Below are 24,078 nucleotides of genomic sequence, written 5' to 3' on the forward strand. Positions count from 1 at the left end.
CTCCTACAGGTACTGGCCGGTCCCGTGTTGCCCGGGGCCGCCTCGCATCGCGACGCCGGGCGGCAGCGCGCCCTGCCCCCGCATCTGCTCGAGCTGCTGGCGCGCGGCCATCTGCTGGGCGAACAGGGCGGTCTGGATGCCGTGGAAGAGCCCCTCGAGCCAGCCGACCAGCTGGGCCTGGGCGATGCGCAACTCGGCGTCGGACGGCACCCCGTCCTCGGTGAAGGGCAGGGTGAGCCGCTCGAGCTCCTCGCGCAGTTCCGGAGCCAGGCCGTCCTCGAGTTCGCGGATGCTGGTGCGGTGGATCTCCCGCAGCCGGTTACGGCTGGCCTCGTCGAGCGGAGCGGCCCGGACCTCTTCGAGCAGCTGCTTGATCATGGTCCCGATCCGCATCACCTTGGCTGGCTGCTCGACGAGGTCGGTCAGCGACTTGCCGTCGCTCTGCTCGTCGCCCTCGGCCTCATCGCCGCTGATGATCTCGATGTTGTCGTCGTCGGTCATTGCTCGTGCGTTCCCTCTAATCTGCGCGCCATTCGTCGATGCGGGCCGTGGATGTGGGCCGGCCGTCGTCGTCGATCGTCACCCACGATCGCGAACCACCTAGCGACACTAGTCCGTCGAGTGGGACAACCCTGCGCACCACCGGGTCACCAGCAACGACGGTCCGATTAGCCCTCCGAACCCGAAGCTCACTGGACTAGTATGGCTGCCCAGATGACCCAGTCCGGCACGGCGGGTCAGGGCCGGAACGGCCGGAATCGTGTCGGTTTGTGCACTTCACAGACGCTCTAAGGTGGACTGGCATGGCATACGACGTCGCCCGGGTGCGGGGCCTGCACCCGTCCCTGGGCGACGGCTGGGTGCGTTTCGACGCCCAGAGCGGCATGTTGCTGCCCGACACGGTCGGTCGGGCGGTGTCGACCGCCTTCCGTGGCTCGATGCCCACCCCGATGGGTCCCCATCCCTCGGCGCAGCGCAGCGCGGCGGTGCTCGAGGCCGCCCGTCAGGCGGTGGCCGATCTGGTCAACGCCGACCCGCGCGGCGTGGTGCTCGGCGCGGACCGCGCGATTCTGCTGACCTCGCTGGCAGACGCGTCGTCGTCGCGGGTCGGGCTCGGCTACGAGATCGTGGTGACCCGGCTCGACGACGAGGCCAACATCGCCCCGTGGCTGCGGGCGGCGAACCGGTACGGCGCCAAGGTGAAGTGGGCCGAGGTCGACATCGAGACCGGCGAACTGCCGAACTGGCAGTGGGAGAACCTGATCACCCGGCCGACCCGGCTGGTCGCGATCACGTCGGCCTCCGCGACCCTGGGCACCGTCACGGACCTGCGTGCGGTGACCAAGCTGGCGCACGACCTCGGCGCGATGGTGGTCGTCGACCACTCCGCGGCCGCGCCGTACCAGTTGATCGACATCGACGACATCGACGCGGACGTGGTCGCGGTCAACGCGCTGGCCTGGGGTGGCCCGCCGATCGGCGCCCTCGTCTTCCGCGACCCGTCGATCATCGACACGTTCGGCTCGGTGTCGCTGAACCCCTACGCCACGGGCCCGGCGCGCTTGGAGATCGGCGCGCATCAGTTCGGTTTGCTCGCCGGCGCGGTGGCCAGCATCGAGTACCTGGCCTCGCTGGACGAGTCGGCTCAGGGCACCCGACGCGAAAGGCTCGCGGTGTCAATGCAATCGGCGAGCTCGTACATGAACCGGCTGTTCGACTACCTGTTGATCTCGCTGCGCTCGTTGTCGACGGTCATGGTGATCGGCAGGCCGGAGGCGCGAATTCCGGTGCTGAGCTTCGCGGTCAGCGACGTGCCCGCCGAGCGGGTCGTGCAGCGCCTGGCCGACAACGGCATCCTGGCCATCTCCAACGCGAGCTCGCGGGTGCTCGACGTCATCGGGGTCAACGACATCGGCGGCGCCGTCACCGTCGGCCTCGCGCACTACACCACCGCCGCCGAGGTCGACCAGCTGGTTCGCGCTCTCGCGTCGCTGGGCTGACTTCGGCCTCAATCGGCAACGCGCAGAAGGACTTTGCCCGCGACCTCGCCGGACCCCAACAGCTCGTGTGCGGCGCGCGCCTCTGCGACGGGGAATTCGGCGCCGATGATCGGACGCACCTGGCCGCTCTCGATCATCGGCCACACATTGGCGACCACCTCGGCGACGATGTCACTCTTGCTCCCCGGCCCGCTGACCGGGCGCGACCGCAGGGCGGTGGCGATGACGCCGGCGCGCTTGCCCAGCAGCTTGCCGAGGTTGAGTTCGGCCTTCACGCCGCCCTGCATCCCGATGACGACCAGTCGCCCATCGACGGCGAGCGCGTCGACATTGCGGTCCAGGTACGCCGCTCCCATGATGTCGAGGATCACGTCGGCGCCACCCTCGGCCCGGATCCGCTCGACGAAATCCTCGTCGCGGTAGTTGATCGTCAGATCGGCGCCCAACTCGGCGCACAGGTCGAGCTTGTGCTGCGAGCCGGCGGTCGCCGCGACGCGGCTGCCGAGCGCGCGAACCACCTGGATGCCGTGGGTGCCGATGCCGCTGGCGCCACCGTGGATCAACACCAACTGTCCGGCCCGCAGTCCAGCCGTCATGACCAGGTTCGACCACACGGTGCAGGAGACCTCGGGGAGTGCGGCGGCTTCGTGCGGCGTCACCGACTCCGGCACCGGCATCACCTGTCCGGCGGGAACCGCGACGTACTCGGCGTAACCCCCGCCCGCCAGTAACGCGCACACAGGTTGCCCGACGGTCCAGTTCGTCACGCCACCGCCCACGGCGGCCACCGTGCCCGACACCTCCAGGCCGAGGATGTCGCTCGCGCCGGGCGGTGGCGGGTACTTGCCCGCCGCCTGCAGCAAATCGGCCCGGTTCACCCCGGCGGTTGTCACCTCGATCAGCACGTCACCGTCGGAAGGCGTCGCATCGGGAACTTCGCGCCAGTTCAGCCGGCCTTGCGGCTCCGCCACGATCGCATGCATTCAAATAACGCTACAGCCTGCGAAAAGAGTCTGACGAAATCCGTCACAGCAATCTTTCTGGTGTTTACTATGACCGCATGGAGGGGATCATTTCGGGGCGTACCGCTAGTGATATGCCGGGGTTGGACATCGCTGAACAGCGCTCGTGGCAAAATTTCTTGGACTCGGCGCTGAGGTTGTACGCGACCTTGAACCGGTCGCTGGTCGATGCGCATCATCTGACGCTCAACGATGTGCGGCTGCTCGACATGCTGGACAAATCCGCGACCGGCTCGGCGCGAATGGGGGATCTCGCCGAGGGGCTGATGTCGCTGCCGAGCAGGGTCACCAGGCAGATACGCCGGCTCGAGTTGCAGGGACTGGTGCGTCGCGGTGCCAGCCCGGACGACGGCCGCGGCGTGCTGGCCAGCATCACCGACGACGGTAGGAAGGCGGTGCGCACCGCGATGACCACCTACGGCGACGGGGTGCGGGCGCACTTCCTCGGCAGGCTGTCGCGTCCGCAGGTGGCGGCGATGGGCGACAGCTGCAGGCGGATCAGCGTCGCGCTGAAGAGCGGGGCGCCGAACGCCAAGGTCGGCCGCGTCTGACGCTCGTCGCGTCCACGCGACCCCCGGGCCGTACTCTTGTCGGCGGTGGCGTGGCAGAGCGGCCTAATGCACTCGCCTTGAAAGCGAGAGACGGCTAACACCGTCCGGGGGTTCAAATCCCTCCGCCACCGCTCAGTCGATCGCCCGCGCCAACGCCTGCACGCCCGAAACGATCTGCGACTCGGTGAGATTCGCGTAACCCAACAGCAGGCCGGGCGGTGCGGACGCGGGGTCGGCGTAGCACGGCGCCAGCGCCTCGACGCGGACCCCGCGCTCCGCTGCCCGCCGCACCAGTTCGTCGACCGCGAACCCGTCGGGAAACCGCACGGTCAGATGGACGCCGGCGGCCGCGCCGAGCACCGTCGCCTGCGGCAGGTAACGCGCCAGCGCCCGCAGCAGCGCATTGCGGCGGGCCAGGTAGCGGCGACGCATCTGGCGCAGATGCCGGTCGTATCCGCCCGCCGACAGCAGGTGTGCGAACGCCAACTGATCCATCACCGAACTCCCCGTGTCTGCGAGCCCCTTCGCCCACGTGACCGCGCCCACCAGGTGCGGGGGCAGCGCCATCCAGCCGATGCGCAGGCCGGGCGCCAAGGTCTTGCTGGTCGACCCCAGGTACACCACGCGGTCGGGTGCGATGCCCTGCAGCGCACCGACGGGCGCGCGGTCGTAGCGGTACTCCGCGTCGTAGTCGTCCTCGATGACCAGATGACCGCCGCGCGCCCAGTCGGTCAACGCGGCGCGGCGCGCGGCCGAGAGCACCACACCGGTCGGGGACTGATGCGCCGGTGTGGTCAACACCGCCTCGGCGCCGCTGTCCGCTAGCGCTGCGACGTCGATGCCGTCGCCGTCGATCGGCACCGGAATCGGGTCGATGCCGTTGTGCCGCAGCACCATTCGGTGCAGCCAGAAGCCCGGGTCCTCCATCGCCAGCGGCGCCGGGCGCAGCGACTGCGCCAGCAGCGCGACCGCCTGCGTCGCCCCCGTGCACAACACGATGTGCTGCGGGTCGGCGTGCACCCCGCGGGCTCGGCGCAGGTAGTCGGCGACCGCGACGCGGGCCGCGAGCAGGCCCTGCGGCGCGACGTACCCGAGCGCATCGGACCCGATCTCGGCCAGGCCCTGCCGCAGTGCGCGCAGCCAGGCGTGCCGGGGGAAGCTGTGCAGATCCGGCGAGCCCGGTTGGAAGTCGACGTCGTACCGCGGCGTTTCATCGATGGCACCGGTGGCCGGCGCCGTGGCCGTGGCGGTATCCACGGTGGCGACCACGGTGCCCGACCCGTGCCTGCCGAGCAGGAAACCCTCGGCGACGAGTTGGCCATAGGCGTCGACCACCAGTCGTCGGGACACTCCGAGATCGGCGGCCAGTACCCGCGTCGACGGTAGCCGGGTCTGCGGTGTGAGCCGGCCCGTCCGGATGGCCTCGCGCAACCCGTTGACGAGTTGGCGGTGCAGGGGTTGCGCACCGGAGCGGTCGATTTCAACCAGCAGTTCTGGTCCTGAAGTGGTACCCGAAAGAGCCATCGAAGTGGTGCCTATCTTGAGGCCAGTGACGAATTAGCGTGACCGTATGACAACTACGCCGACGCGCACAAGAGCCGGATTCGTCGAGGTGACCCTCGTCGTGTTCGGCATCTACGCCCTCGCCATCGGGCTGTTCATGATCGTCGCTCCCGGAACGTTTTTCGACACCCTCGGCGCCTTCGGGGTCCGCAACGACCACTACATCTTCGACAACGCGTCCTTCGAGGTGCCGCAGGGGTTGCTGCTGCTGGCGGCGGTGCGCTGGCCGTCGTGGCGTGTCCCGGCGCTGGCCTTCGCGACGCTGCACTGGGCCATGCACTCGGCCAGTCACCTCGTCGACCCGCATCACGCCGCGGGCGATTGGGTCGGTTGGCTGGAGGCGGGCGGCCTCGTCGTCACCACCGCGATCCTCGCGCTCGCGTTGCGCGCCGCCATGACCGCCGAGCGGAGACGCTGATGCGCGTCCTGGTCGCGGGCGCGACCAGCGTCCCGGGACTGCCGCTGCTGCGCGAACTGCTTGGCCGGGGTCACGACGTCGTCGGGCTGACGAGATCGGCGGGCAAGACCGCCGACATCGCGGCCGCGGGCGCCAGGCCGGTCGTGGCGGACGTCTTCGACGCCGATCAGATCGACAAGGTCGTCGCCGACGTCGGGCCGGAGGTGGTGGTGTCGCTGCTGACCACCCTGCCGAAGTGGGGACCGTTGCGCTATAAGGACTTCGAGCCCGCCCGCGAACTGTGGGGCCGCGGCGCACCGAATTTGGTCCGCGCCGCCCAACGGGCCGCCGTGCGCCGGGTGGTCGCCGAGTCGGTGATCTTCGCCTACGGCTATCCGACGAGTGGTCCCCCGTCGATCGACGAGACCGATCCCTATCCGGGACCGCCGCCGAAGGGCGGGGAGGCGATGCTCGCGGCGCTGCGCAGCATGGAGCAGACGGTGCTGACGTCGGGTGAGACCACCGACACCGAGGGAATCGTGTTGCGCTACGGCGCTTTCTACGGTCCCGGCGTACCGCATGACGAGCTGATCACCCGCTTGGCGAAGTGGTGGGCCGTCCCGGCGATGACCGGCGGCGGCATCGTGTCGTGGGTGCACATCGACGACGTCGCGACCGCGACGTCCGATGCGCTCGAGCGCGGGCGCGGTGGCCAGATCTACAACATCGTCGACGACCGGCCGCAGTCGTTCGGCGACTACGTCCGGGAGCTGTCCGCGAAGCTGGGCCGACCGCGTCCGCTGCCGCTGTCGCCCCGGCTGGCGCGCCTGGCGCTGCCGTACGCGGCGACGGCGTTCGGCACCACGTGGCTACCGCTGTCCAACGCCAAGGCCAAGGCCGAACTCGGCTGGACGCCTATTCCCCGGTGAACTGCGGCGGCCGCTTCTCGAACGTCGCCTTGAGGCCCTCGGTCAGGTCCTTGCTCGGCAGGAACGCGGCGTTCCACGCGGCGACGTAGCGCAGCGACTCCGACACGCGGGCGATGCGCTGCTGGTCGAGCACGTCCTTGACGCCGTTGACCACCAGCGGCGGATTGGCGGCGATCTTGGCCGCGGTCTCGTGCGCGGCGGCCAGCGATGCGTCGGCGTCGGCGTAGACGTCGTTGACCAGGCCGATCTTCTCGGCCCGCGCTGCGTCGATGTCCTTGCCCGTCAACGCCAGTTCCCGCAGATGGCCGTCGGACAGGATCAGCGGCAGCCGCGCCAGGCTGCCCACGTCGGCGACGATGGCGATCTTGACCTCGCGGACGGAGAACTTCGCGTCGGCGCTGGCGTAGCGGATGTCGACGGCCGAGATCAGGTCGACGCCGCCGCCGATGCACCAGCCGTGCACCGACGCGATAGTCGGGGTGCGGCAGTCGGCGACGGCGTTGATGGCGCCCTGCATCCGCAGGATCGTGGCGTGGAAGTCCGCGCGCGGGCGGGCCGTCGCGCCCTCGGCCAGCACGTCTGACAGCGAGCCGCCCATCGCAAGCAGGTCGAGGCCGTAGCTGAAGTTCTTGCCCGATCCGGTCAGCACGATCGCCCGCACCTCGCGGTCGGCGTCCAGCTTGGCGAACACCTCGGGCATCTCCGCCCAGAAGGCGGGCCCCATGGCGTTGCCCTTCCCGGGACCGATCAGCGTCACCTGCGCGACGTGGTCTTTGATGTCGACGGTGACGGATTCGTACGTATCGGCCATGAGCAAGAGGCTAGCGACTCACCCGCCGGGGATTCCGATGACCACCTCGTTGACCTCGGCGTCGGGCATGAACTGGCACATCGCGTCGGCCATGAGCAGCGCGGCCAGCTCGCCCTCCGGTCCGGGCGGGTTGGTCTCCCCGGCGATGATCGCGCGGATGACGGCCAGCTTCGTCGCGTCGTCGAGGTCGTTGTACTCGCTGCACGACATGGTCGTCGCGTTCGGCGGTGCGGGCACCTCGGGCACGTCGGTGTTCGGCAGGCCCGGTATCTGGATGTCGGGCAGGCCCGGGATGGTCGGCAGACCCGGGATGGTGGGCGAGGACGGCGAGCGTGACGTCGTCGGCGAGGACGTCAGCGGCGGCCCCGGCTCGGTGGTCATCGCGACCGACCCCTCGGTGGTCTGCTGGCATGCGGTCACGCCAAGAAGGAGCAGCGCCGCTGCCGTCACCCGAACGCGCGTCTTCATCCCGGCAACGATATGCCCAAGTGCGACGTAGCGTGGGGCTCATGCCCGACGACTTGCGAGCAGGACCGGATTCACCGCCGACCGACGAGCTGCGCAGCGCCGAGAGGTCGTTCGCGGTCTTACAGCACGTGCTGCACGGCCTGGCCGCCGACGATCTGCACAAGCAGACCGCCTGCCGGGAGTTCGACGTCGCGGCGCTGACCGATCACCTGATGAACTCGATCACCACCATCGGCGGGATGGCCGGCGCCGAGTTCGGTGAGCGCGACCGGGACTCGTCGGTGGAGCAGCAGATCGTGACCGCGGCGCGACCGGCGCTGGACGCGTGGCAGCGACGCGGGCTCGACGGCACCGTCGCCTTCGGCGGCAACGAGGTGCCCGCCAAGGTGATGATCGGCATCCTGTCGCTCGAGTTCCTGGTGCACGCGTGGGATTACGCGGCGGCGGTCGGTCGCGAGGTGAGCGCGCCGGAGTCGCTGTCCGACTACGTGCTCGGCCTGGCGCGCAAGATCATCACCCCGGAGGGCCGCGTCAACGTCGGCTTCGACGCTCCGATCGAAGTGCCCGACAACGCGGCCGCGCTGGACCGTCTGCTGGCATACACCGGCCGCCAGCCCTCCTAGGCACTTCGCGAGGCGTACACCAGGGCCGTTGATTCCACCCAATGCACGACCCTGGTGTTGATCTCGCGAGCGCTCAGAGCCGCTCGAGGTAGAAGTACAGGTGCCTGCCCTCGTCGAGGGCGCCCTTGCCGTTCATGATGCCGACGACGGCGTTCTCGTCGACGACCTTGAAATGGTCGTGCACCGGGGCGCCGTCGTAGACCATCGAGGCGACGACCTCGCCGCGGAACTCCTCCATCCAGAGGCTCGCCTCGCCATTCATCGCCTCGGTGTTGGAGAACTTGTTGCCGTCGGCGTCCAGGCACACCAGCGGTTTGGCGTCGGCGGCCGAGTGGAAGGTCTTGCCGAACCAATTGAGACGTTCCATGAACCCGTTGGCTTTGTGGCCGGTGTGGAACTCGCCGCCCTTCCACTCGCCGAGCATAAACTCGATGGTGGCCGGCTGAAGCGTGGCCCAGAATTCGTCGAGCTCGGTGTCGGAGATCTGCTGCGTGCGCTCCTTGAGATCGGTGAACGTCTCCCGGGCGGTGCGCGTCGAGGTCATGCGTTTCCTTTCCAGCGGCGGGCGAACTCGATGAAGGCGTCGTTCTCGTGCGGCGCGGCCACGGTGACACGCACGCCGTCGTCGCCGTAGGGGCGGACGATGATGCGGTTGTCCGCTGAGGCCTCGGCGAACTCCTGGGCGCGGCCGGGCAGCGGCAGCCAGACGAAATTGGCCTGCGAGTCCGGCACGGTATATCCGGCGTCGCGCAGCGCCCCGGTGATCCGCGTGCGTTCGGCGACGACGGCGTCGGTGCGCGCCAGCAGCTCGTCGGCGGCGTCCAGCGAGGCGATCGCGGCGGCCTGCGACACGCTGGTCGCGGTGAACGGGACGTACACCTTGCTCAACGCGGTGATGACGTCCGGATCACCGATCGCGTAGCCGACGCGCAGCCCGGCCAATCCGTACGCCTTCGAAAACGTCCGCAGCACAACGACATTGCTGTGCGCGCGGACCAGCGCCAAGCTGTCGGGCAGCAGCGGTTCGCGGATGTACTCGACGTAGGCCTCGTCGATGGCGATCAGGATGTGCGGTGGCACCGCCGCGACGAACCGGGCCAGCGCGTCGGGTTCGACGACGGTGCTGGTGGGGTTGTTCGGATTGCACACGAAGATCAGCCGCGTGCGGTCGGTGATCGCGGCGAGCATCGCGTCGAGGTCGTGGGTGTGATCGGTCAGCGGTACCTGCACGGGCGTCGCTCCGGCGGTGCGGACCTGGAGCGGGTAGATCTCGAAGCTGCGCCACGCGAACAGCACCTCGTCGCCGACGGTGGCGGCGATCTGGATCAACTGCTGGCACAGGCTGACCGACCCGCAACCGACCGAGATGTGCTCCGGGGCGAAGGCCCCGTTGCCCACGTGCTTGGCCAACCGCTCCCTGAGTTCGACGTAGCCGTTGTCGGGGTAGCGATTGATCGTGTCGGTGGCCCGCGCGATCGCGGCGCGCACGCTCGGCAACGGACCCTGGACCGTCTCGTTGCTCGCGATCTTGATTGCGCCGGGAACCGTCCTGCCCGGCGTGTAAGCGGGCAGGTCGGCCATTTCGGGGCGCAACCGGACAGTCACAGAACCAGTCTATGGGGCACCCACCTGCGCTTTGCCTGGTGCCATTGCCGATGTGTACTCTGTCGGATCGGCGGTAAACGTTCGGGAGGCGTGCCAGAGCGGCCGAATGGGACTCACTGCTAATGAGTTGTCCCCCTTACAGGGGACCGGAGGTTCAAATCCTCTCGCCTCCGCAGCGGCTGACAACGTCAGCCGGACAACTGAAAACTGAAGATCGACCATGCGCCCGTAGCTCAACGGATAGAGCATCTGACTACGGATCAGAAGGTTAGGGGTTCGAATCCCTTCGGGCGCGCTCAACATTTGTGGAAACCCTCTGCGCGGCGAGTCTGACACGCCCATCAGTTGATCCTTTCCTGACACTTCTGCTCCGCTACCGGCTTCGTGGACGCGTTCTCGCAGTCGCGTGCGACTTGCCGGAACTCGATGCGCGCGGAACCGGCCCCGGTTTCGTTTGGGTGTTCATGGGCGGCAACCATCGATGCGGGCGGCGACAAGACGGCGTTTGATCGTTTACGCCTTGGTCAATACGAAGTGGGACGGCGATGGTCGTCGGGGTCGAGCGCCGCCAACGGCAAGACGGACAGCACTCCGATCAGTCCGTCGCCAGTCCGTTTCATGCTCGGTGACGATCTCGCCGTCGGGCTTTACACGGGGGAAGGAAATGAGCGCCTATCAGACCGTGGTGGTCGGCACCGACGGCTCGGACACATCGTTCCGTGCGGTGGAACACGCGGCAGCTTGCGCAGCGAGAGACGATGCGACGTTGATCATCGCGATGGCGCACTTGCCGAACGTGGACAGGGGAGGCTGGGGAAGGCCGGCCCGGCCGGATCGTGTGATTGATGGCCGCGCCGAGGTCACCCTCGGGGGCGAGGGGGACTTCAAGGTGCACGGGATGGCCCCGATATACGCGATCCTGCAGGAGGCCCGCTCCCGGGCCAGGGCGGCCGGGGCGAAGAATATCGAGGTGCGACCGGTTCGGGAGGGTGTTCTGGGCGGTCCAGCACAGGCGCTTTCTCACTTCGCCAAGGAAGTCAAGGCCGATCTGTTAGTGGTTGGCGACGTCGGATTGGACACGCGCATCGACAAGTGGCTGGGCTCGGTGCCCGGCAAAGTCTTGCGCAGGGCCAAGACCGACGTTCTGATCGTCCATACCGCAGACTGAGGATGGCTGGCACTGTGGGGGTGGGAGTCGACATCGAGGCGTCGGGTCTGCTCGACGGCCTTGAGGGAAAGGCACGCCAGGACCGCGCAGAGCTCATTGACTGGTTGCTCGGTCGCGGCTTCAGCACGGAACAGATCCGCGCGTCGCGCGCGGCCCCCATGCTGCTGCCTTCGTACCGAGTCTTGGGCGACGATGGCACTCTGGTGTCTGCCCGTCAGATCTGCGAATCGACCGGCATCGATCTGGATCTCTTACAGCGTCTGCAACGAGCGGCCGGCCTGCCCCGAACAGAGAATCCCGATGCCGCCGTTCTGCCGAGAGCTGACGTGGAGGCCGCCGCCCGAGCGAAAACTCTGATCGACTTCGGCGCTGAGCCCGATGATGCGGTGGCCGTGGTGCGCGTGCTGTCCGACGGGCTGCGCCGTACTGCGGCGACGATGCGCGAGGCTGGTTTCAAGATCTGGGTGAAACCCGGCGCCAGCGAAACTGAGTTGGCTCAGGCGGCTGAGCGGATGGCAGAGCTCGCCGCGCCGCAGCTTGGCCCACTTGTTGTTGGCATGCTCATGCTCCAGCTACGCCACACGTTCGAAACGGAGTGGGTGAGCGCCGCCGAGCTGTCAGCCGGGAAACTCCCCGGCGCTCGAACAGTTGCGGTGGCATTCGCCGACCTCACCGGTTTCACTCGCTTGGGAGAGGTGCTTCCTCCCGAGGAACTCGAGCATGTGGCCAGGCGTCTCACCTCACTTGCCCATGAATTGGAAAGCGGCCCGGTTCGATTCATCAAGACGATCGGCGACGCCGTCATGTTCGTGTGCCCTGAACCCGATCCGCTGCTGAGGACAGCCCTCGAATTGGTGGACCTCGCGGCAGAGGAGGGATTGCCGAGGCTGCGGGTCGGCGTTGCGGCGGGGAAGGCAGTCAGCCGCGCCGGTGACTGGTTCGGCAAGCCGGTCAATGTGGCCAGCCGTATTACCGCAGTCGCACGCCCCGGCACCGTGCTGGCCGCGGAGTCGGTGCGCCAATCTGCCGGCTCAGCTTCTTTCACGTGGATCCCCGCCGGCACACGTCACCTCAAAGGTGTACGGGGTGAAGTAACGCTCTTCCAGGTAAGCCGCGCCACTACTGAGTCCAGGTAAAGCTCCGTCACCCGAGGGTGTGTTGACCACACGTTCTTGGGCACGGATGCCGACATATTCGTACTTCATCGTTCCGGAAACCACCCTGCTGGACGCAAACCCGCCGGCTGACGCGGCTAAATTGGCAAGTGTGCGGCTCCTGCTCATCGCCGATACGCATGTTCCCAAGCGCGCCAGAGATCTGCCCGCGCGTGTGTGGGACGAGGTGTCGACAGCCGACGTTGTCGTGCACGCCGGCGACTGGGTGGAACCCGCGCTGCTCCACAGCGTCGAGGCTCGCGCCAAGCGGCTGGTGGCGTGCTGGGGCAACAACGACGGCGCCGAACTGCGACGGCGGCTGCCCGAACGCAACGACGTGACGCTCGCAGGCCTGCGCTTCACCGTCGTGCACGAGACCGGCGCGGCCGCCGGGCGTGAGGCGCGGATGGCCAGGCAGTACCCCGACACCGACGTGCTGGTGTTCGGCCACAGCCACATCCCGTGGGACACCACAGCGAAATCCGGCTTGCGGCTGCTGAATCCGGGCTCGCCGACCGACCGGCGCCGCCAGCCGCACTGCACCTACATGACGGCAACGGTGCACGACGCCGCGCTGTGCGACGTGGTGCTGCATGCGGTGGACCGCCATGCGTGAGCGGGCTGCGCGGGTGGCCGACGTTCACGAGATCGCCTGCGCCATGCCGCACACCAAGCGCATCGAGGGGCCCAAGGGCAACGCGATCTATCAGGTCGGCGGGAAGTCGTTCGTGTTCTTCCGCACGCCTCAACCCGATGCCGAGGATCCCGAGACCGGCGAGCGCTATGCCGACGTGATCATGATCTGGGTGGAGTCGGAGATGGACAAGCTGGCGCTCATCCAGGACCCCGCATCGCCGTTCTTCACCACCGACCGATTCGACGGCCACCCGTCGGTTCTCGTGCGTGCCAGCCGATTACCCGAGATCAGCAGGACGGAATTGACCGAGCTCATTCAGGACGCCTGGCTGTCGCGTGCGTCGCGCCGCCGGGCCGAGGCGTGGCTGGCCGAGCACCAGGGCTAGCCGACCTCCGCGGCACAGATCAGCTCGATGTGTCTGGTAGCCCAATCACCCAGCGGGCCAAGCGCTTCCAGCAGCTCCTCGCCAGCCGTGGACATCGAGTACTCCACCCGCGGCGGCACCTCGTGGTAACTCTCGCGGTGCACGACGCCGTGGCGCTGCAACTCCTTGAGGTGTTGCGTCAGCATCTTCTGCGATATCCCGTTGAGGCTGCGGTGCAGGGCGTTGAACCGCTTGGGGCCGTCCTGCAACTCCCAGAGGATGAGCGGCTTCCACTTCCCGTCCACCACGGCCATCGCAGCGTCCAGCCCGCAGGTGAACTTGCCCAACGAAGCCACTGCTCACCTCCATTACTTTCGGTTAGGAAAGTATCGCACTATCAAGTGGGTACTTGCCGAAAAGTTCGTGTCGACTACACGATGGTCTCATGACAACGACACAGCAGGCGGTCAGTTTCCTGGGCCTCGGTGACATGGGATCGGCGCTTGCCCGAGCCGCGCTCGCGGCGGGTTATCCCACGACGGTCTGGAACCGCAGCCCCGGCAGGGCAGCGGAATTCGGTGAGGCGGGCGCCCGCGTGGTCGGCACGGCAGCAGAGGCCGTCGACGCTTCGGAGTTGATCGTCGTGTGCCTGTTCGATCACCGCTCAGTCCATGAGGTGCTCGACCCGCTCGCGGGCCAGCTCGGGGGTCGCCGGGTCCTCAACGTGACCACCACGTCGCCGGACGGAGCACGCGAACTCGCACAGTGGGCGGCGAAGGCCGGCGCGGACTATCTCGACGGCGGCATCATGGCGACGCCGGAGATGATCGGCACCGCCGAGTCCAGCGTCCTCTACAGCGGTTCCCGCCGGCTCTACGACGAGCACCGTCGGTTGCTCGAAACATGGGGTGGCGCGGAGTATTTCGGTGACGACGCAGGGATGGCGTCGGTGTGGGATCTGGCGCTGCTGTCGGCGATGTACGTGATGTTCGCCGGCTTCTTCCACGGTGCTGCGATGGTCGGCGCCTCCGGTGTGCCCGCCAAGGAGTTCGCCGTACGCGCGGTGGACTGGCTGCGCGCGGTGGTGCCCGCGGTCGTGGAGTACGCGGACGTCATCGACGGCGGCGACTACTCGGTACCCGGCCAGCAGAGCCTGGAGTTCTCCGACATCAGCGACATCGTGGCGGCCAGTCGCGCGCAGGGCATCAGCACCGAACTGGTCGACGTGGTCCAGCGGCTGATCCACCGGCAGATCGACGCCGGCCACGGCGCCGACGGCGTCGCGCGGATGATCGAGAGCATCAAGCGTGCGGAGGTGGCGGCATGACGGCCACCGTCACGGTGCTCGGCCTCGGCCCGATGGGACAAGCGCTTTCGACCGCCCTTCTGGACCACAGCTATCGCACGACTGTGTGGAACCGCACCGAGGCGAAGGCGGACGTCGTACGCGCCTGCGGCGCGGTATGGGCCGCCGGCCCCGCCGACGCCATCCGCGTCGGCGACCTGACGCTGATCAACGTCGTCGACCACGAAGTGGTGGACGAACTGCTGATCGCTGCGGGCGACGCCGTCGACGGCCACACCATTGTCGGCCTGAGCTCCGATACCCCGGACCGGGCGCGCCAGACCGCCAAGCTCGTCGCCGACGCAGGCGGCCGCTACCTCGACGGCGCGATCATGACGCCAACGGACACGATCGGAACCGAAAACGCCAGCATCCTTTTCGCCGGTCCCGAGCACCTCTTCGAGGCACACCGCGACGTACTCGCGGCCCTCGGCTCGCCGACCTGGCTCGGCGAAGACCACGGCCGTGCCGCGGCGTACGACATGTCGCTGCTCGACCTGTTCTGGCCGGCGCCCCGGTGTCATCGGTCGCGGCCTCGATCCGGCACCTGATCGCGGCGTCGCAGGATGCCGGCGTCGACGCCGGGATGCTCGAGGTGTTCCGGGATCACGTCGACGCCGTGGTCGCAGCCGGGCAGGGCGCCGACGATATCAGCCGTATAGCGGCGGTGACGAACGGCCGGAGTTAGTCTGCGCTTCTCGCCGAGGAGAAATGGGGCGGACATGGCACGGGCGGAGACCGTCGACGGCAAGGTCGTCGCGATCACCGGCGGCGCGCGCGGCATCGGCTACGCGACGGCGAGAACGCTGCACCGGCTGGGGGCGCGGGTCGCGATCGGTGACATCGACGAGGTGGCGGTCAAGGCCGCAGGCACCGATCTCGATATCGCGTTCCACGCCCGCCTCGACGTCACCGACCGGCAGTCGTTCACCGCGTTCCTCGACGATGTCGAACGAGAAGTCGGGCCGGTCGACGTGCTGATCAACAACGCGGGCGTGTGCCCCACCGGCCCGTTCGCCGACGAGCCCGACGACGTCACACAGCGCACGTTCGCCATCAACACCTTCGGTGTCATCCTCGGCACGAAGCTCGCCGCCGACCGGATGGTGAAGCGGCGCAGGGGACACATCATCAACATCGCCTCCCTGGCTGGCATCAACGCCGTGCCCGGTATCGCCACCTATTGCGCGACCAAGCACGCGGTGGTCGGATACACCGACACGGCACGGCTGGAGCTGCGGGGCACGGGGGTGACGGCGTCCGTGGTGCTGCCGACGTTGACGAACACCGCGATGATCGACGGTGTGGCCGGCATGCCGGGGATGCGCAACGCCGAACCCGACGACATCGCCTCGGGCATAGCCGCTCTCATCGCCAAGCCGAAACCGCGTCTGACGGTCACCCGCCAGGCGGGGGTGATGATGGCCGTCACCAAACGGCTGCCGTTGAGGCTGAGCGAAGCCGTCACCCGTGCGCTGCGGGCCGACCGGATCTTCGCCGACGCCGCGGGCACCGAGGCGCGCCGCGATTACGAGGACCGCGCCCGAAGCTCGTGACCTAAGACCACTACGCGCCGCCGCGATCGTGAATATCGTGTCGCCATGGAGCCGAAGCCGCCCACCGCCGTCATCGAGACCGCCCACCGCGAGCACCTGACCGCACTGCCGTTCGACGACACCGCCGACTTCGCCGACGCCGACCGCGGATTCCTTGGCGCACTGAGTCCTTGCGTGGTCAAGGCCGCCGACGGCCGCGTCGTCTGGGACAACGACGCGTATGCGTTCCTGGCCGGCGAGGCACCCACCTCGGTGCACCCCAGCCTGTGGCGGCAGAGCCAACTGTGCGCCAAACAGGGTCTCTACGAGGTGGTCGAGGGCGTCTACCAGGTTCGCGGCCTCGACCTGTCGAACATCAGCTTCATCGAGGGCGACACCGGCGTCATCGTCATCGACCCGCTGATCTCCACCGAGACCGCCGCAGCCGCGCTGGCGCTCTACCGTCAGCACCGCGGCGACCGGGCGGTCACGGCGGTCATCTACACGCACAGCCACGTCGACCATTTCGGCGGCGTGCTCGGCGTCACGACCCAGGCCGACGTCGACGCCGGCCGCGTCGTCATCATCGCCCCGGAGCACTTCACCGAACACGCGGTCCAGGAAAACGTGTACGCGGGCACCGCGATGGCCCGCCGCGCCGGCTACATGTACGGGGCGGTGCTGGCGCGCGGACCGCAGGGCCAGGTCGGCTGCGGGCTCGGACAGGTCGGGTCGGCGGGGGAGGTCGCGCTGCTCGTCCCCACACTGGACATCCGGCGCACCGGCGAGACGCACACCATCGACGGTGTCGAGATCGAGTTCCAGATGGCCCCCGGCACCGAGGCACCGGCCGAGATGCACTTCTACTTCCCGAAGTTCCGCGCGCTGTGCATGGCCGAGAACGCGACCCACAACCTGCACAACCTGCTCACGCTGCGCGGGGCCCTGGTACGCGACCCCCACGGCTGGGCCGGTTACCTGACCGAAGCCATCGACACGTTCGCCGACCGCGCCGACGTCGTGTTCGCCTCGCATCACTGGCCGACGTGGGGGCGCGACAACATCGTGGAATACCTCGCGCTGCAACGGGATCTCTACGCCTACCTGCACGACCAGACGCTGCGGCAGCTGAACCAGGGCTACACCGGCATCGAGATCGCCGAGACGTTTGATCTGCCGCCGGCGCTGGACAGGGCGTGGCACGCGCACGGTTACTACGGCTCGGTGAGTCACAACGTCAAGGCCGTCTATCAGCGCTACATGGGCTGGTTCGACGGCAACCCCGGCCGGTTGTGGGCGCACCCGCCCGAAGCCATCGGGCCGCGCTACGTCGAGGCGATCGGCGGCATCGACCGGGTGGTCGAGATCGCGCAACAGGCCTTCGACCACGGCGACTTCCGTTGGGCGGCGACATTACTCGATCACGCGATCTTCACCGACGAGAGCCACCCGGGCGCCCGCGAGCTCTACGCCGACACCCTCGAGCAGCTGGCCTACGGCGCCGAGAACGCCGTCTGGCGCAACTTCTTCCTCTCGGGAGCCACCGAACTGCGCGACGGCAACTTCGGCACCCCCGCGCAGACTACGTCGACGACCCTGCTTGCCCAGCTGACGCCCGAGCAGATGTTCGACACGTTCGCGATCAACGTGAACGGCCCGCGCGCGTGGGATCTGGATCTGGCCGTCGACATCACGTTCCTCGACACCGCCACCAATTACCGGCTGACTCTGCGCAACGGCGTGCTGGTCTACCGGACGGCCGCCGTGGATGAGACCACCGCGCACGCGACCGTCCGGCTCGCCGACAAGCTGCGGCTGCTGGCGCTCGCGGCGGGCGACAACGACTCACCGGGCCTGGAGATCGGCGGCGACGCCGCCGCGCTGCAGTCGCTGATCGGCGCGCTCGACCGTCCCGACCCAAGCTTCAACATCGTCACGCCGTAGCCACTCGGCGCGCAAAACTCAGGGGATGCCGCCGTCGACCCGGATGATCGAGCCCGACGTATAACTCGACGCGTCGGACGCCAGATACAATGCGGCGCCGATGATCTCGTGCGGCTCGCCGAGCCGCTTCAGCGCGAAGTGCTGCGCGCCCTTCGTCGTCGCCGGGATGTCCCACGCCTTGCTGATGTCGGTGAGGAACGGGCCGGGCATCAGCGTGTTGACCCGAACCGTCGGCCCGTAGGCCAACGCCAGCCCTTCGGTCAGCGCGTTGAGCCCCGCCTTGGCCGCCGAGTAGGGCAGCTGCTCGGGCTTGGGCCGCCGCGATCCGCTCGAGCTGACGTTGATGATCGACCCGCCGCCGTCGGCGACCATGCGCTCGCCGACGAGAGTCGACAACCGGAACGGCCCCTTGAGGTTGAGGTTCACCACCGCGTCGAACAGCTTCTCCGTCACCGACGGCAGCGACTCGTACAGCGGCGACATGCCGGCGTTGTTGATCAGCACGTCGACCTTGCCGAACCGTTCGTAGGTCGCCTCGACCAGCCCGTCGAGCTCGTCCCACCGGCCCACGTGCACCTGATACGGGAAGGTGGCGCGGCCGGTCGCGGCGGCGATCTCCTCGGCGGTGGCCACACACGAGTCGTACTTGCGGCTGGCGATGATCACATCGGCGCCGCAGCGCGCGGCGGCCATCGCCATCTCCTTACCCAGGCCGCGGCTGCCGCCGGTGACCAGCACCACCCGGTCGGTCAGGTCGAACAGTTCGTCGGCGTACCCGCGAGAAGTCACCGCCATATGGTGGCACGGTGCAGTTGCTCATCATCAGACATGCGCTACCCCTCCGCAGCGAACCGGGTCAGGGCTCGGACCCGCACCTCTCCGAGGACGGCATCGAACAGGCCAAACGCCTGCCCGACGCGCTGGCCCGGTTCCCGATCTCCCGCCTGGTTAGCAGTCCTCAACTGCGCGCCGTGCAGACGGCCGAGCCCGTCGCCGCCGCGCTCGGCCTGCCGATCGACGTCGACGACCGCCTCGCCGAGTACGACCGCGACCTGTCGCACTACACCCCGGTCGAGGAGATCTCCGAAGCCGACATGAAGCGCCTGGCGGCGGGCCACCTGCCCAGCGGGGTGGACCAGCCGGCGTTCGTCGACCGCGTCAAGGCGGGCGTCGAGGACATCGTGTCCAACGCCGACCGCGGGGACACCGTCGCGCTGTTCAGCCACGGTGGCGTCATCAACGCGCTGGTCCACGACGTCATGGGCACCGAGCGGCTGCTGTGTGTGCAGGTCGACTACGCGGGCATCACCCGGCTGCTGTGGTCGTCGCGCCAGGAGAAGTTCTTCGTGGCGGGCGTCAACTCGACCGAGCACGTATGGGACCTGCTGCCGCGGAATCAGCAGTGGTGAGCGCTTGCGCGAACCGCCCATCCGACGAGTGGTAGACATTTGCGAATGACCGCTGTGCCGCGCCCGCCCGATCCCGCCCGGCTGGAAGGGCTCGACCTCGACGCCCTGGACCGTCATCTGCGCTCGGAGGGCATCGCCCGCTCGGGCGACCTGCGCGCCGAGTTGATCTCCGGCGGCCGGTCCAATCTGACGTTCCTGGTGGCCGACGACGCCTCCAAGTGGGTGCTGCGCCGCCCGCCGCTGCACGGCCTGACGCCGTCGGCCCACGACATGGCGCGCGAATACCGCGTCGTCGCTGCGCTGCAGAACACCGCGGTCCCGGTCGCCCGCGCGGTGACCATGCGCAACGACGACTCCGTGCTCGGCGCGCCGTTCCAGATGGTCGAGTACGTGCCGGGCCGCGTCGTCCGCCATGCCAAGGACCTGGAGGCGCTCGGCGGCAAGGACGCCGTCGACGCCTGCGTCGACGCCCTGATCAAGGTCCTCGCCGACCTGCACGCAATCGATCCGGAGGAGGTCGGCCTCGGCGACTTCGGCAAACCCACCGGTTACCTCGAGCGCCAGGTCAAGCGCTGGGGTGGCCAGTGGGAACTGGTGCGCCGCGAGGACGACGAACGCGACGCCGACGTCAAGGGGCTGCACGTGGCGCTGGGCGAAGCGATTCCGGCGCAGAGCCGTAGTTCGATCGTGCACGGCGACTACCGCATCGACAACACGATGCTCGACGCCAACGACGGCACCAAGGTGCTGGCGGTGCTCGACTGGGAGATGTCGACGCTGGGCGACCCCATCAGCGACGCCGCCCTGATGTGCGTCTACCGCCACCCGATGTTCAACCTCGTGCACGCCGACGCCGCATGGGCCTCACCGCTGATCCCGTCCGCCGACGAACTCGCGCAGCGCTATTCGGTGGCATCGGGTCAGCCGCTGGACCACTGGGAGTTCTATATGGGGCTGGCGTACTTCAAGCTGGCCATCATCGCCGCCGGCATCGCCTATCGCGGCCGGGTGGGCGGCACGGCGCCCGACTTCGTCACCATGGTCGACGACGCGGTCGCGCCGTTGATCGCCGCGGGGCGCAGCGCGCTGAAGGGCTGACATGCGCAGGCTGATCCGCGTCACCGTCGGCCTGCTGGTGGTGCTGCTGGTGGCGTCGACGGTGGTCAACCACACCTGGGCGAAGCTGCCGCCGATGCCCGCGGCCGACGGCGAGTTCATCAGCCTGCACAGCCGACAGATCCACTACGTCGAGCACCCGGGACGAGGCGTCCCGGTGGTGATGATCCACGGTCTGCCGGGCACCCATCGGGACTTCGATCCGATCCTCCCGAAACTTGCTGGGCTGCATGTGATCTCGATCGACCGGCCGGGCTTCGGGTGGTCCCGCGGCGGCTGGCTGCCGTTCGCCGATCAGGTCGACGTCGTGCACGAGTTGCTGACCAAGCGCCGGCTCGGCCCGGCCGTGCTGGTGGGACATTCGTTCGGTGCCGCGGTGGTGCTGGCGCTCGCGCGACGCTATCCGCAGGATGTCGCCAGGATGGTCCTCGTCGCACCGGGTGCCGGCGGAATGCGCTCGGCGACCCCGGATCTGCTGCAGGCCCGCTACATCCAGTTCAGCCAACTACCGATCGTCGGCACGGTGATCGACGCCGTCGCGGGAGACCTCATCAAGCGGGTCTCGGCGACCTCCGGTGCGGTGCACGCCTTCGAGCCGCAAGCGGTCGACCCCGGCTATGAACAGCGGCTGCTGTCGGTCACCATGACGCCGGGCAACCTTCGCGCATTCGCCTCAGACCAACTGGAGTTCGACGCCACCTCGGAGTGGGTCGACGCGAACGTCGGCCGGATCGAGGCGCCGTCGGTGATCGTCGGCGCCGAGGACGACCAACTCGTCGGCATCGAGCACGTGCGCCGACTCGCCGAGACGCTGCCCGGTGCCGCGCTGAAGACCGTCGAGGGCAGCCACATGATCCCGTACAGCCACCCGGACGTGGTGGCAGCCGAGATCCGCCGCGCTACAAGCCGGCCTTGAGGTTCTTCTTCGCGGCCCGGCGCAACTGGACGATGCGCGCGACGCCGACCGCGAAGGTCAGCAGCCCGCCGCACACCGCCGACAGCAGGATCGCCACGCCCAGGGGTAGATTCCACTCCCAGCCGAAGAAGTCGATGGAGATCGAATCGGTGTTCTGCATGATGAACACCAACAGGATGATCAGGATGACGAAGCCCGCGGCCAGGGCCGACCACAGCGCCGCGGCGCGGGTGAACTTGACCGCGGACTCGGGCTTGGGCGTCGGCGTTGCCGATCCGGGCGGCGGATCGAGCGGAACCGCAGGCACTTCGCCGGGAATCGGATCGGGCGGCGGGACGCTGGTCATGGGTCCATCTTTGCCCCTTCCGGTCCCCGACAAACCACCTTTGGCGTTCGCGACCGGATTCACGCCGAGACAAACCCGGGCGTAGCTGCGGCGATGTGGATAGTGTCGGATTCATGACCTCGATGCCGCGACGCCGGCGTGGGCCCCTCGTTGCGGCGGTGATGGTTCTTCTTGCCCTGGTCACGGCGGCCTGCGGCAGCTCCAACCCGCTCGGCGGCGGGGAGATCTCCGGCGACCTGAAGACCATCGCCGTCGGCTCGGCGGACTTCACCGAATCGAAGATCATCGCCGAGATTTACGCCCAGGCGCTGGAGGCCAACGGCTTCACCGTGCGCCGCCAGTTCGGTATCGGCAGCCGCGAAACCTACATCCCCGCGGTTCAGGACCACTCCATCGATCTCATCCCCGAGTACACCGGCAACCTGCTGCAGTACTTCGACGAGGACGCCACCGCCACCACGCCCGATGCCGTGCTGCTCGCGCTGTTCAAGGCGCTTCCCGGGGATCTGTCGATCCTGTATCCCTCCCCGGCAGAGGACAAGGACACCCTGGCGGTGACCGAGGCGACCGCGCAGCGGTGGAACCTCACGACCATCGGCGACCTCGCCAAGCAGTCCGCCGAGGTGAAAGTCGGTGCGCCGTCGGAGTTTCAGACGCGCGTCACCGGCCTGGTGGGGCTGAAGGACAAGTACGGCCTCGACGTCGCCCCCGCCAACTTCGTCGCCATCTCCGACGGCGGCGGCCCCGCGACCGTGCAGGCCCTCACGAGCGGGGCGATCACCGCCGCGAACATCTTTAGCACCTCGCCGGCGATCGAGCAGAGCAAGCTGGTGGTGCTCGAAGATCCCGAGAACGTCTTCCTCGCCGCCAACGTGGTGCCGCTGGTGGCGTCGCAGAAGATGTCCACCGAACTCAAGACGGTGCTCGACGCGGTCAGCGCGAAGCTGACCACCGAGGCGCTCATCGAACTCAACACCGCCGTCGAGGGCAACCGGGGCGTCGACCCCGACGAGGCGGCCGAAAAGTGGGTCACCGAGCACGGATTCGACAAGCCGGTACAGCGGTGATCACCTTCACCAACGTCACCAAGACGTACCCCGACGGCACCGTCGCGGTCGACGACCTGACCCTGGAAGTGCCCGAGGGCACGCTGACGGTGTTCGTCGGTCCGTCGGGTTGCGGCAAGACGACGTCCATGCGGATGATCAACCGGATGATCGAGCCGACGTCGGGCACGCTCACCGTCGACGGCAAGGACGTCAGCAAGGTCGACCCGGTCAAGCTGCGGCTCGGCATCGGCTACGTCATCCAGAGTGCGGGTCTGATGCCGCATCTGCGGGTGGTCGACAACGTTGCCACCGTTCCGGTGCTGCGCGGCGAGTCACGGCGCGGCGCACGCAGATTGGCGCTGGAGGTGATGGAACGCGTCGGCCTCGACCCCAAGCTGGCCAACCGGTACCCCGCCCAGCTCTCCGGCGGTCAGCAGCAGCGCGTGGGGGTGGCCAGGGCGCTGGCCGCCGATCCGCCCATCCTGTTGATGGACGAACCGTTCAGCGCCGTCGACCCGGTGGTGCGCGAGGACCTGCAGGCCGAAATCCTGCGGCTGCAGAGCGAATTGCGCAAGACCATCGTCTTCGTCACCCACGACATCGACGAGGCGGTCAAGCTGGGCGACAAGGTGGCGGTGTTCGGTCGCGGCGGCGTGCTCGAGCAGTACGCGGCACCACAGTTTCTGCTGTCCAATCCCACGAATGATGAAGTGGCGGCGTTTATCGGCGCCGACCGCGGCTACCGCGGGCTGCAGTTCTTCCACGCGACGGGGCTGCCGCTGCACGACATCGCGCACGTCGCCGAGGACGGCGTCGCCGGGCTCGAGCTCCAGCCCGGCGAGTGGTGGTTGGTGACCAGGGCCGACGGCACCCCGTACGCCTGGGTCAACGCCGAGGGCGTCGCACTGCACCGCGGCGGCAAGAGCCTCTACGACAGCACCGTCGGCGGCGGGTCCCTGTTCCGGCCGGACGGCACCCTGCGGCAGGCGCTCGACGCGGCGCTGTCGTCGCCCAGCGGGCTGGGCGTCGCGGTCGACGAATCCGGTCAGTTGCTCGGCGGGGTGCGCGCCGACGACGTGCTCGACGCGCTGGACAAGCAACGCCGCGTGCCGGAGTTGGGGTAGCG

General features: G+C 68.3%; 27 protein-coding genes, 3 tRNA genes and 1 pseudogene. 21 read left to right on the forward strand and 10 right to left on the reverse strand.

Annotation, left to right across the window (positions count from 1 at the left end):
• Nucleotides 1-3: 3 nt before the first annotated feature.
• The gene (locus ABGB19_RS16940) at nt 4-501 is read right to left on the reverse strand and encodes a bacterial proteasome activator family protein (RefSeq protein WP_347687114.1); all 498 of its coding nucleotides are present in this window, start codon (nt 499-501) and stop codon (nt 4-6) included.
• 302 nt (nt 502-803) lie between these two features.
• Here ABGB19_RS16940 and ABGB19_RS16945 point away from each other — a divergent pair, with 302 nt between their 5' ends.
• Nucleotides 804-2,000, forward strand: a complete 1,197-nt coding sequence (locus ABGB19_RS16945) for a cysteine desulfurase-like protein (protein ID WP_347687115.1) — start codon at nt 804-806, stop codon at nt 1,998-2,000.
• A gap of 8 nt (nt 2,001-2,008) precedes the next feature.
• Here ABGB19_RS16945 and ABGB19_RS16950 read toward each other — a convergent pair whose 3' ends face one another.
• Nucleotides 2,009-2,983 carry an NAD(P)H-quinone oxidoreductase gene (locus ABGB19_RS16950; protein WP_347687116.1) on the reverse strand — a complete coding sequence of 325 codons (975 nt, stop codon included), beginning with the start codon at nt 2,981-2,983 and terminating at the stop codon, nt 2,009-2,011.
• A gap of 77 nt (nt 2,984-3,060) precedes the next feature.
• Here ABGB19_RS16950 and ABGB19_RS16955 point away from each other — a divergent pair, with 77 nt between their 5' ends.
• Nucleotides 3,061-3,573, forward strand: coding sequence for a MarR family transcriptional regulator (locus ABGB19_RS16955; protein ID WP_347687117.1), 513 nt, complete (start codon nt 3,061-3,063; stop codon nt 3,571-3,573).
• 44 nt (nt 3,574-3,617) lie between these two features.
• Nucleotides 3,618-3,704, forward strand: a tRNA-Ser gene (locus ABGB19_RS16960).
• A 1-nt stretch (nt 3,705) separates the two neighbouring features.
• On the opposite strand, the gene ABGB19_RS16965 is transcribed toward ABGB19_RS16960, so the two are convergent.
• Nucleotides 3,706-5,097: a PLP-dependent aminotransferase family protein gene (locus ABGB19_RS16965; protein ID WP_347687118.1), complete on the reverse strand. Its 1,392-nt coding sequence runs from the start codon at nt 5,095-5,097 to the stop codon at nt 3,706-3,708.
• 46 nt (nt 5,098-5,143) lie between these two features.
• On the opposite strand from ABGB19_RS16965, the gene ABGB19_RS16970 reads away from it, so the two are divergent.
• Both ABGB19_RS16970 and ABGB19_RS16975 read left to right on the forward strand, forming a co-directional pair.
• Complete coding sequence (locus tag ABGB19_RS16970; RefSeq protein ID WP_347687119.1) at nt 5,144-5,554, forward strand: hypothetical protein; 411 nt, start codon at nt 5,144-5,146, stop codon at nt 5,552-5,554.
• Nucleotides 5,554-6,462, forward strand: coding sequence for an NAD(P)-dependent oxidoreductase (locus tag ABGB19_RS16975; protein ID WP_347687120.1), 909 nt, complete (start codon nt 5,554-5,556; stop codon nt 6,460-6,462). The genes ABGB19_RS16970 and ABGB19_RS16975 overlap by 1 nt, the downstream gene beginning before the upstream one ends.
• Here ABGB19_RS16975 and ABGB19_RS16980 read toward each other — a convergent pair.
• Nucleotides 6,449-7,273 (reverse strand): crotonase/enoyl-CoA hydratase family protein, encoded by an 825-nt coding sequence (locus tag ABGB19_RS16980; RefSeq protein WP_347687121.1) that lies wholly within the window; start codon nt 7,271-7,273, stop codon nt 6,449-6,451. The two genes, ABGB19_RS16975 and ABGB19_RS16980, sit on opposite strands and share 14 nt — an antisense overlap.
• A gap of 18 nt (nt 7,274-7,291) precedes the next feature.
• The gene (locus ABGB19_RS16985; protein WP_347687122.1) at nt 7,292-7,741 is read right to left on the reverse strand and encodes a hypothetical protein; all 450 of its coding nucleotides are present in this window, start codon (nt 7,739-7,741) and stop codon (nt 7,292-7,294) included.
• A 41-nt stretch (nt 7,742-7,782) separates the two neighbouring features.
• On the opposite strand from ABGB19_RS16985, the gene ABGB19_RS16990 reads away from it, so the two are divergent.
• On the forward strand, nt 7,783-8,364 hold the full coding sequence (locus ABGB19_RS16990; RefSeq protein WP_347687123.1) for a TIGR03086 family metal-binding protein: 582 nt from the start codon (nt 7,783-7,785) through the stop codon (nt 8,362-8,364).
• A 73-nt stretch (nt 8,365-8,437) separates the two neighbouring features.
• Here the strand turns inward: ABGB19_RS16990 and ABGB19_RS16995 are convergent, their stop codons facing one another.
• Together ABGB19_RS16995 and ABGB19_RS17000 are read right to left on the reverse strand one after the other, a co-directional pair.
• Entirely contained in the window at nt 8,438-8,908 is a 471-nt protein-coding gene (locus ABGB19_RS16995; protein ID WP_347687124.1) for a DUF4334 domain-containing protein, read from the reverse strand.
• Nucleotides 8,905-9,969 carry a pyridoxal phosphate-dependent aminotransferase gene (locus ABGB19_RS17000; RefSeq protein WP_347687125.1) on the reverse strand — a complete coding sequence of 355 codons (1,065 nt, stop codon included), beginning with the start codon at nt 9,967-9,969 and terminating at the stop codon, nt 8,905-8,907. The genes ABGB19_RS16995 and ABGB19_RS17000 overlap by 4 nt, the downstream gene beginning before the upstream one ends.
• Before the next feature lie 84 nt (nt 9,970-10,053).
• Between ABGB19_RS17000 and ABGB19_RS17005 the strand changes: the two genes are divergently transcribed.
• The 6 genes from ABGB19_RS17005 to ABGB19_RS17030 all read left to right on the forward strand — a co-directional run bounded on the left by ABGB19_RS17005 (nt 10,054) and on the right by ABGB19_RS17030 (nt 13,313).
• Nucleotides 10,054-10,142 (forward strand) — tRNA-Ser (locus tag ABGB19_RS17005).
• A 49-nt stretch (nt 10,143-10,191) separates the two neighbouring features.
• Nucleotides 10,192-10,264, forward strand: a tRNA-Arg gene (locus tag ABGB19_RS17010).
• 369 nt (nt 10,265-10,633) lie between these two features.
• Nucleotides 10,634-11,137 (forward strand): universal stress protein, encoded by a 504-nt coding sequence (locus tag ABGB19_RS17015; protein ID WP_347687126.1) that lies wholly within the window; start codon nt 10,634-10,636, stop codon nt 11,135-11,137.
• Nucleotides 11,138-11,139: 2 nt separating this feature from the next.
• A complete protein-coding gene (locus tag ABGB19_RS17020; protein WP_347687127.1) occupies nt 11,140-12,273 on the forward strand; it encodes an adenylate/guanylate cyclase domain-containing protein in 1,134 nt (377 codons plus the stop codon).
• A gap of 130 nt (nt 12,274-12,403) precedes the next feature.
• Nucleotides 12,404-12,907, forward strand: a complete 504-nt coding sequence (locus ABGB19_RS17025) for a metallophosphoesterase (protein WP_347687128.1) — start codon at nt 12,404-12,406, stop codon at nt 12,905-12,907.
• Entirely contained in the window at nt 12,900-13,313 is a 414-nt protein-coding gene (locus ABGB19_RS17030) for a hypothetical protein (protein WP_347687228.1), read from the forward strand. The genes ABGB19_RS17025 and ABGB19_RS17030 overlap by 8 nt, the downstream gene beginning before the upstream one ends.
• On the opposite strand, the gene ABGB19_RS17035 is transcribed toward ABGB19_RS17030, so the two are convergent.
• The gene (locus ABGB19_RS17035; protein WP_347687129.1) at nt 13,310-13,648 is read right to left on the reverse strand and encodes a helix-turn-helix domain-containing protein; all 339 of its coding nucleotides are present in this window, start codon (nt 13,646-13,648) and stop codon (nt 13,310-13,312) included. The genes ABGB19_RS17030 and ABGB19_RS17035 overlap by 4 nt on opposite strands.
• 89 nt (nt 13,649-13,737) lie before the next feature.
• Between ABGB19_RS17035 and ABGB19_RS17040 the strand changes: the two genes are divergently transcribed.
• The 4 genes and pseudogenes from ABGB19_RS17040 to ABGB19_RS17055 all read left to right on the forward strand — a co-directional run bounded on the left by ABGB19_RS17040 (nt 13,738) and on the right by ABGB19_RS17055 (nt 18,116).
• Nucleotides 13,738-14,619, forward strand: coding sequence for an NAD(P)-binding domain-containing protein (locus tag ABGB19_RS17040; protein WP_347687130.1), 882 nt, complete (start codon nt 13,738-13,740; stop codon nt 14,617-14,619).
• Nucleotides 14,616-15,325: pseudogene (locus ABGB19_RS17045) on the forward strand (NAD(P)-binding domain-containing protein). The gene ABGB19_RS17040 and the pseudogene ABGB19_RS17045 overlap by 4 nt, the downstream one beginning before the upstream one ends.
• Nucleotides 15,326-15,359: 34 nt before the next feature.
• Entirely contained in the window at nt 15,360-16,193 is an 834-nt protein-coding gene (locus ABGB19_RS17050; RefSeq protein ID WP_347687131.1) for an SDR family oxidoreductase, read from the forward strand.
• Nucleotides 16,194-16,238: 45 nt separating this feature from the next.
• Entirely contained in the window at nt 16,239-18,116 is a 1,878-nt protein-coding gene (locus ABGB19_RS17055) for an alkyl sulfatase dimerization domain-containing protein (protein WP_347687132.1), read from the forward strand.
• Between the two features lie 18 nt (nt 18,117-18,134).
• Here the strand turns inward: ABGB19_RS17055 and ABGB19_RS17060 are convergent, their stop codons facing one another.
• Entirely contained in the window at nt 18,135-18,905 is a 771-nt protein-coding gene (locus ABGB19_RS17060) for an SDR family oxidoreductase (RefSeq protein WP_347687133.1), read from the reverse strand.
• 17 nt (nt 18,906-18,922) lie between these two features.
• Here ABGB19_RS17060 and ABGB19_RS17065 point away from each other — a divergent pair, with 17 nt between their 5' ends.
• The 3 genes from ABGB19_RS17065 to ABGB19_RS17075 are packed head-to-tail and all read left to right on the forward strand — an operon-like array spanning nt 18,923 to nt 21,557.
• Nucleotides 18,923-19,525, forward strand: coding sequence for a histidine phosphatase family protein (locus ABGB19_RS17065; protein ID WP_347687134.1), 603 nt, complete (start codon nt 18,923-18,925; stop codon nt 19,523-19,525).
• Nucleotides 19,526-19,570: 45 nt separating this feature from the next.
• Nucleotides 19,571-20,623: a phosphotransferase family protein gene (locus ABGB19_RS17070; protein WP_347687135.1), complete on the forward strand. Its 1,053-nt coding sequence runs from the start codon at nt 19,571-19,573 to the stop codon at nt 20,621-20,623.
• Between the two features lies 1 nt (nt 20,624).
• Nucleotides 20,625-21,557, forward strand: coding sequence for an alpha/beta hydrolase (locus ABGB19_RS17075; protein ID WP_347687136.1), 933 nt, complete (start codon nt 20,625-20,627; stop codon nt 21,555-21,557).
• On the opposite strand, the gene ABGB19_RS17080 is transcribed toward ABGB19_RS17075, so the two are convergent.
• Nucleotides 21,541-21,903 (reverse strand): lipopolysaccharide assembly protein LapA domain-containing protein, encoded by a 363-nt coding sequence (locus ABGB19_RS17080; protein ID WP_347687137.1) that lies wholly within the window; start codon nt 21,901-21,903, stop codon nt 21,541-21,543. The genes ABGB19_RS17075 and ABGB19_RS17080 overlap by 17 nt on opposite strands.
• 113 nt (nt 21,904-22,016) lie before the next feature.
• On the opposite strand from ABGB19_RS17080, the gene ABGB19_RS17085 reads away from it, so the two are divergent.
• Together ABGB19_RS17085 and ABGB19_RS17090 are read left to right on the forward strand one after the other, a co-directional pair.
• A complete protein-coding gene (locus ABGB19_RS17085) occupies nt 22,017-22,970 on the forward strand; it encodes an ABC transporter substrate-binding protein (protein WP_347687138.1) in 954 nt (317 codons plus the stop codon).
• A complete protein-coding gene (locus tag ABGB19_RS17090; RefSeq protein WP_347687139.1) occupies nt 22,967-24,076 on the forward strand; it encodes an ATP-binding cassette domain-containing protein in 1,110 nt (369 codons plus the stop codon). Before ABGB19_RS17085 ends, ABGB19_RS17090 begins: the two co-directional genes overlap by 4 nt.
• Nucleotides 24,077-24,078 lie beyond the last annotated feature (2 nt).

The organism is Mycobacterium sp. B14F4, from assembly GCF_039871645.1.
Taxonomy (GTDB): Bacteria; Actinomycetota; Actinomycetes; order Mycobacteriales; family Mycobacteriaceae; genus Mycobacterium.

Bases quoted from the DNA above. Each gene is read 5' to 3' on its own strand.
- ABGB19_RS16940 (WP_347687114.1), bottom strand. From the start codon at position 501: ATGACCGACGACGACAACATCGAGATCATCAGCGGCGATGAGGCCGAG.
- ABGB19_RS16945 (WP_347687115.1), top strand. From the start codon at position 804: ATGGCATACGACGTCGCCCGGGTGCGGGGCCTGCACCCGTCCCTGGGC.
- ABGB19_RS16950 (WP_347687116.1), bottom strand. From the start codon at position 2,983: ATGCATGCGATCGTGGCGGAGCCGCAAGGCCGGCTGAACTGGCGCGAA.
- ABGB19_RS16955 (WP_347687117.1), top strand. From the start codon at position 3,061: ATGGAGGGGATCATTTCGGGGCGTACCGCTAGTGATATGCCGGGGTTG.
- ABGB19_RS16965 (WP_347687118.1), bottom strand. From the start codon at position 5,097: ATGGCTCTTTCGGGTACCACTTCAGGACCAGAACTGCTGGTTGAAATC.
- ABGB19_RS16970 (WP_347687119.1), top strand. From the start codon at position 5,144: ATGACAACTACGCCGACGCGCACAAGAGCCGGATTCGTCGAGGTGACC.
- ABGB19_RS16975 (WP_347687120.1), top strand. From the start codon at position 5,554: ATGCGCGTCCTGGTCGCGGGCGCGACCAGCGTCCCGGGACTGCCGCTG.
- ABGB19_RS16980 (WP_347687121.1), bottom strand. From the start codon at position 7,273: ATGGCCGATACGTACGAATCCGTCACCGTCGACATCAAAGACCACGTC.
- ABGB19_RS16985 (WP_347687122.1), bottom strand. From the start codon at position 7,741: ATGAAGACGCGCGTTCGGGTGACGGCAGCGGCGCTGCTCCTTCTTGGC.
- ABGB19_RS16990 (WP_347687123.1), top strand. From the start codon at position 7,783: ATGCCCGACGACTTGCGAGCAGGACCGGATTCACCGCCGACCGACGAG.
- ABGB19_RS16995 (WP_347687124.1), bottom strand. From the start codon at position 8,908: ATGACCTCGACGCGCACCGCCCGGGAGACGTTCACCGATCTCAAGGAG.
- ABGB19_RS17015 (WP_347687126.1), top strand. From the start codon at position 10,634: ATGAGCGCCTATCAGACCGTGGTGGTCGGCACCGACGGCTCGGACACA.
- ABGB19_RS17020 (WP_347687127.1), top strand. From the start codon at position 11,140: ATGGCTGGCACTGTGGGGGTGGGAGTCGACATCGAGGCGTCGGGTCTG.
- ABGB19_RS17030 (WP_347687228.1), top strand. From the start codon at position 12,900: ATGCGTGAGCGGGCTGCGCGGGTGGCCGACGTTCACGAGATCGCCTGC.
- ABGB19_RS17040 (WP_347687130.1), top strand. From the start codon at position 13,738: ATGACAACGACACAGCAGGCGGTCAGTTTCCTGGGCCTCGGTGACATG.
- ABGB19_RS17050 (WP_347687131.1), top strand. From the start codon at position 15,360: ATGGCACGGGCGGAGACCGTCGACGGCAAGGTCGTCGCGATCACCGGC.
- ABGB19_RS17055 (WP_347687132.1), top strand. From the start codon at position 16,239: ATGGAGCCGAAGCCGCCCACCGCCGTCATCGAGACCGCCCACCGCGAG.
- ABGB19_RS17070 (WP_347687135.1), top strand. From the start codon at position 19,571: ATGACCGCTGTGCCGCGCCCGCCCGATCCCGCCCGGCTGGAAGGGCTC.
- ABGB19_RS17075 (WP_347687136.1), top strand. From the start codon at position 20,625: ATGCGCAGGCTGATCCGCGTCACCGTCGGCCTGCTGGTGGTGCTGCTG.
- ABGB19_RS17080 (WP_347687137.1), bottom strand. From the start codon at position 21,903: ATGACCAGCGTCCCGCCGCCCGATCCGATTCCCGGCGAAGTGCCTGCG.
- ABGB19_RS17085 (WP_347687138.1), top strand. From the start codon at position 22,017: ATGACCTCGATGCCGCGACGCCGGCGTGGGCCCCTCGTTGCGGCGGTG.